This window comes from Pseudobacter sp., from assembly GCF_051955275.1.
GTDB lineage: Bacteria > Bacteroidota > Bacteroidia > Chitinophagales > Chitinophagaceae > Pseudobacter.
Map to the genome: position 1 here is coordinate 16,161 of NZ_JBQCGW010000254.1, position 11,916 is coordinate 28,076.

Here is an 11,916-nt window from a genome sequence, read left to right on the forward strand (position 1 = left end):
AGCAGAATTATTGTGATGGTTTTGGTTGTTGCAATCGTATACTTCATATAATATATACAGCCCGTTTGTAAAAACGGGTGAATGCATCACCAATAAATTCAGAATATTTTATTTCAGGAAGAGGTCCTTGCCTGAAAAGTGGTAGGTAGACTGGCCGATGGTTTCCAGGTCGCTGAGAAATTCAGTGAGTTTGTTCCTGTCCATTACCCCTGTAATGGATTTACCGGCAAACTTCTGTTTGTCCAGTATGAAATTGACGCCATAGATCCTGCTGGCGATCTGCGCCACTTCCGTTACGGGCATATTGTAGAAATAGTAGAGGCCGCCGATCCAACCGGTTACCTCATCGGTATCGAAGGGATTCACCTCGAATCTGCTTCCGGGTCTGAAAGCCGCTTCCTGACCGGGTTGCAGGGCTTTCTGCTGACCGTCTGCACTGGCTGTGATCACACTGCCTTCCACCAGGGCGGTGCGAACGGTCTGAGGCTGATAAGTGTTCACATTGAAACTGGTTCCCAATACCTGCACGGTAGTGAGAGGTGTATGCACGATAAATGGCTGCTTTGATTGTTTTGCTACTTTGAAGAAAGCTTCGCCTTCCACATAAACCTCTCTGCTGGTGGCTTTGAAATGAAAAGGGAAACGGATACTGGTGGCGGCATTCAGCCATACTTCGGTGCCGTCTGACAGAACAAGCCGGTAAGTCTTACCGGCAGGCACTTTCAGGGTGTTCTGCGAAGTGTCTTCAGACTGGTACTGTAAGGTTTCGTTGCTGGCATCGATGGTGGCATGGTCCAGTCGGATGGTCTGCCGGTTACCGGCGCCGCCGATATCAATGGAGCGGCCATTGGCCAGGGCCAGCTGAACACTCTGCTGGTTTTTAGCGATGAGCGAAGCCGCCTGTTCTTTACTGACGGCTGTATTCCGGAAGAAGAGGAACCAGGCTCCGGCGGTTACCAATGTAAGGCTGGCAGCGGCAATGCCTGCCCTCCGGATGAAGAGGCTGCCTCTGTTCTTCCTGGCAGCTGGGCGCAGTTGCATGCGCGATTTAACATCCTGCAGCCCTTCTTCAGCATCGAGCGAGGAGGCAAATCCAGGGAGATCCAATCCTGTGGCTTCCGACTGGATACTGTTCCAGAGCCCTCGGAAAGAAGGATCTTCCGCCAGCAAACGGTTCAGTTCCGCCTGATCAGCAGTACTGAGACTACCCGATTGTTTCTCCAGGAACCATTGCAATACCTGCTCGTAACTTTGCTTCATTTGATAATACTACAGCCATTAACCGGAATCGGGTTAATCTGTTTTCGTTTTTATTTCGCCACGCAAGATCCGGAGACCGGTCTTTAAGTGTGTTTTGAGTGAATTGATGCTGATGCCCATGGTGCTGGCCGCTTCGCTGTAGCGTTTACCGTTAAGATAAACGAACTGGATGGCGGCTCTTTTCTGGGCTGGTATCTCATCCAGTGCATGGTAGAGCTCATCATAAGTTTCGGGTTGGTGCCCGGCCGCAGGGTGACTGTATTCCTCCTGCAATACGGCAAACTGCTTCCGGTGCCTGCTCTGGGTCTGCTGTTTTTCCAGGTGGTTCAGACAGCGGTTTTTGACGGCCCGGAAAAGATAGCCTTTTACGTCGTCATGAAACTGAAGGAAGAGTTTTTTGTCCCAGATATCCAGGAAGAGGTTCTGTACCAGGTCTTTTGCTTCCTGCTCGTTGCGGAGGAAGTAGAAGGCGCTCACGCAGAGCAAACGGTAGTACTTCAGGTATAACGCATCATAGGCCGAAGGGTCCTGGTCCCTGAGCCTTAACACAATTGTTGTATCCTGTTGATGATGCATGCCACTGCTTTACCCATTAAAAATAAGAGGAATTTACATCCGAAAAACGCACAAACGTTTGCATAATCTTTTTGACAAATGTTGGATAAATGGAAATTGTTGCATCAGGAGGGGCTGATCCGCCGGTCAGGCTTCACAGTTGTAGTTAATTCAATGACCAAGTTGTATCTTAATGGCTTCCCTACCAACCTTGCGCCCATGAAACAGTTTGTTGTGTTTGTACCATTGATCATTTTTCTGGCCGTCCTTCCGGGGCGTGAAACCAGTCACCAACCCTCGAAAGCTGCTGAGAGCGGTGTTTCCACGAATTTCAAATGGGCAGGGGCCTGGCAGCCATCCCGCAGAAGTGCGGGCGATGGCGTTACCAAACTGGAGGTGAAGATCGGCCGTTTCATCACCCTTCCCAAGGAATCGCTGGCCAATGTGATCTTCAATGTGCAGAATAAATTCCCCGGATCAGCGCCCTGGGCCACCTGGGCAGTGGGCGACCTGAGCAGGATCACACCGGCCTATGAAGGTATTTCAGATGCCCAGCATGAAGCCTGGTTATATTATATGGACAGGATGGGGGTACGGGTATTCCTGGAGATCTATCCTTTCAAAGCCAATCAGAAGAAAGGTATAACGGCCACCGATATCCCTGCAGAGATGGAGCTATGGCTTCGCAAGTTCAGGCACCATCGTTGTGTAGTGGGCATGGGCATCGAGCTGGAGTACTTCGGAAAGGCCACGGATTCCGCTGTGGCGGTCTGGGATGCAAAATTGAAATCGGTAAAGAATTCATACAGACTTTTTCTTCGTCATTATAATGCCGAGTATATGCCACCCACTTACCGGGGCAGGGGCGATCTCATTTTCATCAATGATGCGTCTGAAGGTAAGCTGCAAGACCTGAACAAAGGTTTTGCCGACTGGGCCAACCGTTTTGCGCCTACTGCCTGTGCCTTTCAGCTGGGTTATCCTGCAGATGAGGATGGCATGAATGGAAATGCCGACCAGGGCTGGTGGAAACTGGCCGATCCGGTGAAGGACTGGGGAGATGCCATTCTGCCAATGATCAACAGCCCGAAGCAGGAGTTGGGTTTCATCTGGGTAACCGCGCAATCTGGTAAATCTTACAATTCCAACTGGGACCTCACAAAGGGCGCGAAGCTGCCTGCTCCGAGGAAATAGCACTGACGGAGAGCTGCACTCGCTCGCCTCTGGCGAGTGAGGAATATTTGCTCGCCTCTGGCGAGCACCGTGTCGCCGGGAGGCGACGGAATATAAGTAACTCGCGGGGACGCGAGTTACCGGGCACACGCTGACTAATTTGTACACTCGCTGAATAAAGTAAAAAAGGCCGCAACTGCATAAGCAGCGCGGCCTTTATGATTGTGTGTTTGAGACTATTTCTTGAAGATTCCTTCGAAGAGCATGCCGTCACCTGCTGGCATATCCAGTTGCAGCAGTTTGCTGATGATGGGCGCTACATCCACCAGGCTCATCTGAGGGATCACCACTCCTTTTTTGATGCCTTTGCCAAAGGCCACGAAACCTGTTCTGATCTCTTTGAAATCGGGAAAGTAACCGTGTGTGCCTCCCTGGGCCGGTCTCATCAGGTTGCCGGTGGTTGCGCCACTGAAAGCAAATCCCTGTTGCGCGCTGAGCGCGAATGCAGCATCAGGATCTCCACCAACTGCATCGAGCTCCTCCCTTGTTTTGATCAGGAATGATTTCTGTTGCGCAGCAGGCAGGCTTTTCAGCAGTTGCAAAACTTTCTCCTTTGTCTGTTTATCGTTATTGTCTCGCAGCCTCAGCACGGAGCCGCCGCCCGATGTATGGAAACAGGCTTTCCAGTTTTCCGGTTTTTTAGGATCGTACAATCCGGCCTGTACCAGCAGGGTATTGGGTGCGATACTGGTATGGATATCCACGAAACCATGATCACCGGTTATGATGAAAGTGGTCCTGTCTTCAATGCCTGCCCTCTGTACGGCTTCACGGATGGTTTTGATGGCACGGTCAACACCGGCAACGGCTACCCGCACTTTATCGCCATCACGGCCCTGCTCGTGTTCAAAGTGATCTGCCATTACCAGGTGCACGGCCAGCAGGGATGGTTTGTATTTGCGGATGATATAACCGCTCATGCGTGCCATGTTCTCATCGAGTGTGAGATAGTCTGCATCGAAATCGCTCTCATCCAGTTTGCCAACAGCATGCTGTTCCAGTTCCTCGTACAAGCCACGGGGAACAGCATTTTGACGGAGTGCTTCTATGAAAGTCTTTTTCTTGTTCTCTTTCGTGGGCAGGTTCCAGAATTCAGGAATGCAGTAAGTGGCGGGATTGCCAACGGAAACCGGCCAGAAAACAGAGGCCGTGCTCAGTCCTTTTATTTTTGCCTGGCTGAAGATGGTAGGCACTTTGATGCTGTCGTAGTACCAGTTCCATTTTCCGGTAACGCCATTGGGCTCAAAGGGAGTATTGCCCTGGATGCCGTGTTTGGCGGGCTTTACACCTGAGATCATACTTGTATGGGAAGGATAGGTAACAGTAGGAAAGACACCGTCAACACCATCGGAATAAACACCTTCGTTCATCCCCTGGCGGAGATTCACCATATTCCAGGTGGGGTCTTTGTAAAATTCGGGACGGAGACCGTCGATGCTGATCAGGATCACGTGCTGATCCTGTGCTGATGCGGATCTCAGCATCAGGAAAGTGCAGAGCGCTAAAATTGTTTTCTTCATATCCGGAACTGTTGAGTACAAATATGGCGCGAAATTAAGACGGCTCCCCGGTGGTTAATATGAACTTTAAGTTAGGTTTTTGCCTGCGAAATCAAAAAGCAACTATTTTGTGGAATGTTTAAGTGTTTCCTTTTTTCATTCCAGGTCTGGCACTTTGTTTTGCTGGCAATCATGCTGCTGGTATTGTTCCTGAGTGTTCGTAAAAAGAAACTGACGCTGGCAGCAGGTATTGTTGCGGGAATGCTGGGACTGATAGTGATGCTGGGTACGGGCCTTACCGGAGCGCTGATGCTGATAGCGTTTTTTGCGATGGGTGTGCTGGTGAGCCGCTACAAACGCAACAGGAAACAAATGGTCACCGGTATAACTCATACTGAAGAAAGGAACTGGGTGCAGGTACTGGCCAACGGTGGTGTGGCAGGGATCTGTTCCATACTGGTTTTTGTGGATGCTGAACAGATGGATTTATATGTATTTTTGGCAGCAGGAAGTCTGGCTGCTGCGGCTGCAGATACAGTTTCTTCCGAGATCGGTACCGTACATGGCAGCAGGTTTGTAAATGTGCTGAACTGGAAACGGGAACCACCGGGAGGAGATGGGGTGATCAGCCTGGAAGGTACGCTGGCCGGGCTCTGCGCGGCAGCGGTGATCGCGCTGGTGTACGGACTGGGTGTTGGTATATCTGCTGAACCAGGGTATGTGATGGCAGCCGGAGTACTGGGCAACCTGGTGGATTCCATGCTGGGTGCCAGCCTGCAACGCAGCGGATGGCTCAATAATGATGGCGTGAACTTTTGTAATACCGCCGCTGGCGCCATAGCAGCTTTGGTACTGAAATTAATATTCGGTTAACTTTAATAGTTAGTAATTAAAATATTTTCATAGCATATGAAAAGGATATTTTCCATTTCTTCTTTTGTATTGTGCTCCTTAGCCGGGATGGCACAGGAGAAAGAAGCGCCGGCCCCGGCTACAATACGCGAAGGCGCACATAAGTTCAGTCTGCAATGGATCGGATGGGGTGAGAAATTCGGCAGTGTAGACATCAAAAAACTGAACGACAGTACCTACTCTGTGAAAGGAGAGCAGCGTTCAGATGATAAAGAGGATTTTGTAACGATCGATGGAAACCTGATCATGCTCACACCGCGCAGGCTCCGCTTTGAAGGCACCATACAAACTAAAGTAAGGCATAACAATAATAATGAAGTGTGCGACAAAACCGGTAATTACACATTCTTTGCCAGCGGCGTACGCAAGTACTGGAGGCTGCAGGAAATGGACAACTGCGATAAAGGAAATGCAGTGGATTATGTAGATATTTTCTTTTAATTACGCTGCGGCCAGTAGCTCCCCAGAGGCGAGCTACTGGCGCACGCTGTGTTATTTATTTCGCTTTGGTGAAGGCCATTCTCAGGGCCAGCCCCGTCAGCACACTCGCCATAAACCATTTCTGCACTTTCAGCCAGGTAGGATTACGGTTGAACCATAGCGCCATTTTCGCGGCCGATAAAACAATCAGGAAATTAACAGTAAAACTGATGCACATCTGCACTGCGGCCAGTTGCAGACATTGCCCCATGATGGAACCATGTTCCGGCTTCAGGAACTGCGGGAAGAATGATAAATAGAACACTGCGATCTTCGGGTTGAGCACATTGGTGAGAAAACCCATCATGAAGAGCTTGCCCGGCTTATCGATCCCCAGGTCTTTGCGCGCTTCAAAAGGATTTTTACCGGAAGGCCTCACTGCCTGGAAAGCCAGGTAGAGCAGGTATCCTACGCCAAGCACCTTGAGTGTTAGAAAGGCATATGGAATGGCCATGAATATGGCAGTCAGACCGAACGACACCATCAGTGCATGAAAGAGAAAACCGAGTACCACGCCCACAAGAGATATCAGTCCTGCTTTTTTCCCCTGTGTGATGGAGCGGGAGATCAGGTAAAGCATATTCGGCCCTGGGGTGATCACCAGTGCGAAAGCCGCCACAATAAAGATCCAGAGCTCAGACAGGGATATCATATGATGAGGTTTTGATCTCTCAAAATTGAGAAATATCCATGCATGAAAAAAGTATCAGATTTTGAGATTGCGGCAGGATCAGTGTGATAAAACCGCCCCGAAGAAGGCGGTCGCTGACCTGATTTTCACATGCCGTATATGAATGTTATATTTGGCTACCTTAAACACCCTTAAAACCTGCAACATGATGAAATGTTCCTGTGTGGTCCTGCTTTTAACCGCTTTATATTCCTGCCAGTCTTCTTCCTCTGCGGAGCCACCGATCCAGGGCACCTGGCACTTACAGAGCGGTACTGCCATTACAAAAAATGATACCGTAGTTACCGATTATACAAAAGGGCAGAAGATGCTCAAGATCATCAACGAGTCGCATTTCGCTTTTCTGAGGCATGATCTGTCAAAGGGAAAGGATACAGCTATCTATGATGGAGGTGGCGGTATTTATACACTGGATGGCAACAAGTACACGGAGCTGCTGGAGTATTGCAGTGCGCGTGATTGGGAGGGTAGGAGCTTTGAATTTACAATTACGATCAATAAAGATACCTTAGTGCAGACGGGTGTGGAGAAGTTAGCGGATCTGGGGATCGACAGGGTAATAACGGAGAAGTATATACGCGTTAAGTGATATTGTATTTTGAGTGTGCCCGGTAGCTCGCCAGAGGCGGGCAAATAGAAGTCCCTTGCGGGGACGCGTGCGACTGGGCGCACGCTGATCAATCCTGCTGATTTCCCATTGCTGTTAACAGATTATTCCTCGCAATCAGACAGCCACCAATCAAACCTGCTTTCTCGCCCAGTTTGGAGAGTTTTACCTGCGTATCATTATTCACCAGGCTCAAAGAATATTTATTCAGTGCGCTCCGTATCGGTAGCCTGATATAATCTCCTGTATCCGCCATCGTACCACCAAGTATCACCAGCTCAGGGTTGAAGATATTGATCAGCACAGCCAGGCCACGGCCGATCTTCTCGCCGATCTCTGCAATCAATTCAATGCTCAGGACATCTTCATGGCGGATCGCTTCCATGATATCCACCAGTCTTACATCAGTTGACCTCTTAGCCTGCGTCATTACAGATGATGTGGAGCCGTTTTCGATACTTGCCCTGAAAACCCGCAGCAGCGCCTGTCCGGAAGCTTCTGTTTCCAGGCAGCCTTTTTTGCCACAATGACAAATGATCTCGTTGCTGAACACGGGAATATGCCCGAATTCTCCACCAAAACCTGATTTGCCGTAATACACTTTTCCATCTATCAGGATACCCAGGCCGATACCATAATCCAGGTTCACAAAAAGCACATTCCTTTCTTCATGCACAATGCCATCATGGAATTCTCCATAGGCCATAGCCCGGGAGTCGTTCTCCAAAAAGGTGCGGATGCCGAGCTCCTGTTCGATGGTGGTGCTGAGCGGCTCTTCGTTGAAATGGAAATAACTGTAACTGTATCCGCTTTTTGTATTGATCCGGCCGGAGAGGTTGATGCAAACAGCCAGGATATTTTTTGTATCGACGGTGAGCTCGCCGATGAAATTCCGGATCACTTTGATGAGGAGGTCCAGTGAGGCAGGCGTGTTTTCCAGTTTGTAAGGTACCCGCATTTTCACCGTTACCAGCTTCTTTTTGAAATCAAGCAAACCGATATTGATATGATCATGTTTCACATCCACTCCTATGAAATAGCAGCTCTCCGCAACCAGTCCATACATGCTGGCCCTGCGCCCACCCGTAGAATCTATCTTCCCATGATCGCGCAGCAGGCCATCCTGGATGAGCTCGTTCACTAAACTGGTGGTCTTTGGCACGCTGATATTCAGCGCCTGCGCCAGTTCCGTGATGGTAGTATCACCACTCGCGTCCAGGTGATTGATGATCCCGCGCTTCAGCGATTTATTCTTATAAGCCACTCCGGTAGCATTCTCTTCGCTGAAAACTTCAAATATGGAATGTTTCGTCATCGGTCTGATTAATAAAAAATATTACGAAGCTGTAGGTAAAAATACAAATTGAAATACAAACTACCCGGCTTTATTAACCGCAATCAATGTCTCCATCGCCAATTTATCCAATTTAAATAAAAATATTAGCTATCCGGCTTGTTATACTTATCATGATAGCGGCCTTATCCACATAAGTAAATAATAATTTTTATTAAGTTTGAGTTAGGTGATAAATATTTTAATAATTTAGTCGCATAAACAAATTTGAACTACTTCCGCAATGAACGGCTACACAAACAGACATATGCAAAAAGAACTGGTGCAGGATGCTACAACGGAACCAATTGCCTTTGATCCTATCTTCTTCGCTACCCGATACAAGAACGAGCTCACCAATAATATCCTTCCTTTCTGGATGCAACACAGCAAGGATGAGGCTAACGGCGGGTACTTTACCTGTCTCGACCGCAACGGCCGCGTTTACGATACCGACAAATTCATCTGGCTCCAGGGCCGCCAGGTCTGGACTTACAGCTATATGTACAAACAGGTGGAAGAACGCCCTGAGTGGCTAGCCTTTGCTCAACATGGCGCAGACTTCCTGGAAAAATATGGAAGGGACGCTGAAGGAAACTGGTATTTTTCCATGACTGCTGATGGAAAACCATTGGTGCAGCCCTACAATATTTTCAGTGACGCCTTTGCCACCATGGCTTTTGCAGCTATGGATAAAGCCAATCCGGAACCGCGTTATAAAAAAATAGCTTTAGATACCTTTGAGAACATTATCCGCAAGCAACACAACTGGAAGGGTACTTTCAACAAGTTGTATCCCGGAACTAGGCCTCTCAGGAATTTCAGCCTTCCTATGATCCTGAGCAACCTGAGCCTTGAAATGGAACATATCCTGGGCGCTGAAAGGGTCAACAGCTTTATCCCGACCGTTATCCACGATGTGATGGAGGTTTTCTACCAGCCTGAACATGGACTGATCCTGGAGAATGTTACCCCCGAAGGTAGATTCTCAGACAGCTTCGAAGGAAGACTGATCAATCCAGGGCATGCCATTGAAGCCATGTGGTTCATCATGGACCTGGGCGAAAGAATGGGAGACAAGGCCCTGATCCGTAAAGCCACAGATATCATGTTGCAGACGCTGGAATACAGCTGGGACAAGGAGTTTGGAGGTATGTACTATTTCATGGATATCAAGGGAAACCCTCCGCAGCAACTGGAGTGGGACCAGAAATTATGGTGGGTGCATGTGGAAACACTGGTAGCGCTGGCCAAAGGATTCCTTCATACAGGAGACCCGGCCTGTGGCGCCTGGTTCAATAAAGTGCACCAGTATACCTGGCAGCATTTCAAAGACCCGCAATACGGCGAATGGTTCGGTTACCTCAACAGGAGAGGAGAAGCCTTCCTTCCACTGAAAGGCGGAAAATGGAAAGGTTGTTTCCATATTCCGAGAGCACTGTTCCAGGTCTGGAAAACAATGGAAAAGATCCAACAAAAAAACAATGCACAATGAGAGCCTTTACCGGGTCGATCAAACTGCTGCTGATCATCGCCGGCTTCCCGGTGAAAGAGCCTGACATCACCGTCAACAGTTAACCGCAGTCCATACCCAATCCATCTTAACCCAAGAACAGCAATGCAGCAAAGAAACCAGTGCCTGGACGCTTTAAGAGGCTTCGCTATATTAGCGATGGTCCTCTCGGGCAGTATCGCCTTCGGGATATTGCCGGCCTGGATGTACCACGCCCAGGTACCACCGCCCAACCATGTGTACAAACCTGAACTGTCCGGTATCACCTGGGTTGACCTGGTGTTCCCGTTCTTTTTGTTCAGCATGGGAGCTGCCATTCCACTGGCGTTGAGTAAGAAGGTGAAGGAGCAAGCTAATTTCTGGTCCATTGCCTACATTGCGGTACGAAGGTTTCTGTTACTGGTTTTCTTTGCGCTGTTCACTTTTCATATGCATGCCTGGATGCAGGCGGATAAGCCAACGGCTATCAATTACTGGATCTCCGCAGGCAGTTTTGTATTACTCTTCTTCCAGTTCTTTGAATCGAAAGGGAAGTTTAAACTGGCTTTCCAGATCGCGAAAGCTGTGGCATTTGCACTCGCAGCCTTGCTGCTCTATGTGTTGCCTTTCAAAGATGGCAAAGGATTTTCCCTCATGGAACAGGACATTATCATTATCGTGCTCGGCAATATGGCATTCTTTGGTACGCTGATCTGGTGGTTCACCAAAAACAACCAGTGGGTCCGTATTGGGATACTTGGATTTGTAATGGCCATCTTCCTCGGAAGTAAAACGGCAGGCAGCTGGAATGAGGCGGTGTTCAATTTCACACCGGCTCCCTGGATGTACAAATTCCATTACCTGCAATATTTATTCATCGTACTGCCTGGCACACTGGCGGGCGACTGGTTGCTGGATAGCGCAAAAGCCACACCCAACCCAGGTCAGCAGGAGAAATTATGGATCAGGGCCATTGCCGCCTTGTCGGTATTGCTGATAGTGATCAATGTCTGCCTGCTTTTCTCCAGGCAGATGCTGCTCAACCTCGCCGCTTCGGCCGTGTTGTTGGGAACTATTTATTATTGCGTACGAAAACTGGCTCCGGGAGAATACAGATTATTACGTCGCTTCTTTACCGCCGGATGCTTTATGTTATTGCTTGGGCTGGCTTTCGACGCCTATGAAGGTGGGGTGAAGAAAGATCCGGGAACCTACAGTTATTATCTCATCACCAGTGGCCTGGCCTTCTTTGCATTACTGGGATTCTATGGTATGCAGAACGAAAGGCTCACCGGCAGTATCATCACCGCGCTCAGTCTGAACGGCCGGAACCCAATGGTGGCCTATGTTACAGGCAGCCTGCTCCTGATACCGGTATTGCACCTGACGGGACTGTTCAGCTATTATACGGCAATGGGTACCGGTCCCTGGACGGGCGCGTTGCAAGGCGTCCTTTTCACAGGTATGGTATCGCTTATAACTATTTTCTTCACCAAACGTCAGTGGTTCTGGAAAACGTAGGTCTATGAAAAAACAATTACTGACCATATGCATATTATGCCTGCTGATGTGCAAAGTGATGTATACCGGCAGCTCTTTCAGTATCATCATCAACACTGAGATTAAAGGACTGGATGTTTTCTATACTTTCGACGATACATCCGTGCACGCAGCCACAACCACCGACCCTATTACTGTTTAATAAACTGAACGCATGAACTTAGCGACGATCGACATTATTATCATTCTCTGCTACCTGGTAACCATCGTGGGCCTTGGTTTCTGGATCAGCCGTAAGGCCTCCAAAAATATCCAGAGCTATTTCCTCGGCGATAACAATATCAAATGGTACTG

At 48.8% G+C, this 11,916-nt stretch carries 12 protein-coding genes; 7 read left to right on the forward strand and 5 right to left on the reverse strand.

Annotated features, from left to right (window positions below):
* Nucleotides 1-108 precede the first annotated feature (108 nt).
* Together ACTHMC_RS22120 and ACTHMC_RS22125 are read right to left on the reverse strand one after the other, a co-directional pair.
* Nucleotides 109-1,260: a FecR domain-containing protein gene (locus ACTHMC_RS22120; protein ID WP_440416483.1), complete on the reverse strand. Its 1,152-nt coding sequence runs from the start codon at nt 1,258-1,260 to the stop codon at nt 109-111.
* 33 nt (nt 1,261-1,293) lie between these two features.
* On the reverse strand, nt 1,294-1,836 hold the full coding sequence (locus ACTHMC_RS22125; protein WP_440416485.1) for an RNA polymerase sigma factor: 543 nt from the start codon (nt 1,834-1,836) through the stop codon (nt 1,294-1,296).
* A 198-nt stretch (nt 1,837-2,034) separates the two neighbouring features.
* On the opposite strand from ACTHMC_RS22125, the gene ACTHMC_RS22130 reads away from it, so the two are divergent.
* A complete protein-coding gene (locus tag ACTHMC_RS22130) occupies nt 2,035-3,009 on the forward strand; it encodes a hypothetical protein (RefSeq protein ID WP_440416487.1) in 975 nt (324 codons plus the stop codon).
* A gap of 215 nt (nt 3,010-3,224) precedes the next feature.
* Here the strand turns inward: ACTHMC_RS22130 and ACTHMC_RS22135 are convergent, their stop codons facing one another.
* Nucleotides 3,225-4,568 (reverse strand): alkaline phosphatase family protein, encoded by a 1,344-nt coding sequence (locus tag ACTHMC_RS22135; protein WP_440416489.1) that lies wholly within the window; start codon nt 4,566-4,568, stop codon nt 3,225-3,227.
* Between the two features lie 114 nt (nt 4,569-4,682).
* Between ACTHMC_RS22135 and ACTHMC_RS22140 the strand changes: the two genes are divergently transcribed.
* Nucleotides 4,683-5,420: a DUF92 domain-containing protein gene (locus ACTHMC_RS22140; protein ID WP_440416491.1), complete on the forward strand. Its 738-nt coding sequence runs from the start codon at nt 4,683-4,685 to the stop codon at nt 5,418-5,420.
* Nucleotides 5,421-5,456: 36 nt separating this feature from the next.
* Nucleotides 5,457-5,900, forward strand: coding sequence for a hypothetical protein (locus ACTHMC_RS22145; RefSeq protein ID WP_440416493.1), 444 nt, complete (start codon nt 5,457-5,459; stop codon nt 5,898-5,900).
* 55 nt (nt 5,901-5,955) lie between these two features.
* On the opposite strand, the gene ACTHMC_RS22150 is transcribed toward ACTHMC_RS22145, so the two are convergent.
* Complete coding sequence (locus ACTHMC_RS22150; RefSeq protein WP_440416495.1) at nt 5,956-6,591, reverse strand: LysE family translocator; 636 nt, start codon at nt 6,589-6,591, stop codon at nt 5,956-5,958.
* A gap of 184 nt (nt 6,592-6,775) precedes the next feature.
* Here ACTHMC_RS22150 and ACTHMC_RS22155 point away from each other — a divergent pair, with 184 nt between their 5' ends.
* Nucleotides 6,776-7,219 (forward strand): hypothetical protein, encoded by a 444-nt coding sequence (locus ACTHMC_RS22155; protein ID WP_440416497.1) that lies wholly within the window; start codon nt 6,776-6,778, stop codon nt 7,217-7,219.
* Nucleotides 7,220-7,307: 88 nt separating this feature from the next.
* Here the strand turns inward: ACTHMC_RS22155 and ACTHMC_RS22160 are convergent, their stop codons facing one another.
* Complete coding sequence (locus ACTHMC_RS22160) at nt 7,308-8,552, reverse strand: ROK family transcriptional regulator (protein WP_440416499.1); 1,245 nt, start codon at nt 8,550-8,552, stop codon at nt 7,308-7,310.
* Between the two features lie 286 nt (nt 8,553-8,838).
* Here ACTHMC_RS22160 and ACTHMC_RS22165 point away from each other — a divergent pair, with 286 nt between their 5' ends.
* The 3 genes from ACTHMC_RS22165 to ACTHMC_RS22175 all read left to right on the forward strand — a co-directional run bounded on the left by ACTHMC_RS22165 (nt 8,839) and on the right by ACTHMC_RS22175 (nt 11,764).
* Nucleotides 8,839-10,065 carry an AGE family epimerase/isomerase gene (locus ACTHMC_RS22165; RefSeq protein ID WP_440416501.1) on the forward strand — a complete coding sequence of 409 codons (1,227 nt, stop codon included), beginning with the start codon at nt 8,839-8,841 and terminating at the stop codon, nt 10,063-10,065.
* A 123-nt stretch (nt 10,066-10,188) separates the two neighbouring features.
* A complete protein-coding gene (locus ACTHMC_RS22170) occupies nt 10,189-11,583 on the forward strand; it encodes a DUF5009 domain-containing protein (protein ID WP_440416502.1) in 1,395 nt (464 codons plus the stop codon).
* 4 nt (nt 11,584-11,587) lie between these two features.
* The gene (locus ACTHMC_RS22175; protein ID WP_440416504.1) at nt 11,588-11,764 is read left to right on the forward strand and encodes a hypothetical protein; all 177 of its coding nucleotides are present in this window, start codon (nt 11,588-11,590) and stop codon (nt 11,762-11,764) included.
* The last annotated feature ends 152 nt before the right edge of the window (nt 11,765-11,916 follow it).

What these genes read in the sequence shown, in the direction of transcription:
- ACTHMC_RS22120 (WP_440416483.1), bottom strand. Translation starts at nt 1,260, where the DNA reads ATGAAGCAAAGTTACGAGCAGGTATTGCAATGGTTCCTGGAGAAACAA.
- ACTHMC_RS22125 (WP_440416485.1), bottom strand. Translation starts at nt 1,836, where the DNA reads ATGCATCATCAACAGGATACAACAATTGTGTTAAGGCTCAGGGACCAG.
- ACTHMC_RS22130 (WP_440416487.1), top strand. Translation starts at nt 2,035, where the DNA reads ATGAAACAGTTTGTTGTGTTTGTACCATTGATCATTTTTCTGGCCGTC.
- ACTHMC_RS22135 (WP_440416489.1), bottom strand. Translation starts at nt 4,568, where the DNA reads ATGAAGAAAACAATTTTAGCGCTCTGCACTTTCCTGATGCTGAGATCC.
- ACTHMC_RS22140 (WP_440416491.1), top strand. Translation starts at nt 4,683, where the DNA reads ATGTTTAAGTGTTTCCTTTTTTCATTCCAGGTCTGGCACTTTGTTTTG.
- ACTHMC_RS22145 (WP_440416493.1), top strand. Translation starts at nt 5,457, where the DNA reads ATGAAAAGGATATTTTCCATTTCTTCTTTTGTATTGTGCTCCTTAGCC.
- ACTHMC_RS22150 (WP_440416495.1), bottom strand. Translation starts at nt 6,591, where the DNA reads ATGATATCCCTGTCTGAGCTCTGGATCTTTATTGTGGCGGCTTTCGCA.
- ACTHMC_RS22155 (WP_440416497.1), top strand. Translation starts at nt 6,776, where the DNA reads ATGATGAAATGTTCCTGTGTGGTCCTGCTTTTAACCGCTTTATATTCC.
- ACTHMC_RS22160 (WP_440416499.1), bottom strand. Translation starts at nt 8,552, where the DNA reads ATGACGAAACATTCCATATTTGAAGTTTTCAGCGAAGAGAATGCTACC.
- ACTHMC_RS22165 (WP_440416501.1), top strand. Translation starts at nt 8,839, where the DNA reads ATGCAAAAAGAACTGGTGCAGGATGCTACAACGGAACCAATTGCCTTT.
- ACTHMC_RS22170 (WP_440416502.1), top strand. Translation starts at nt 10,189, where the DNA reads ATGCAGCAAAGAAACCAGTGCCTGGACGCTTTAAGAGGCTTCGCTATA.
- ACTHMC_RS22175 (WP_440416504.1), top strand. Translation starts at nt 11,588, where the DNA reads ATGAAAAAACAATTACTGACCATATGCATATTATGCCTGCTGATGTGC.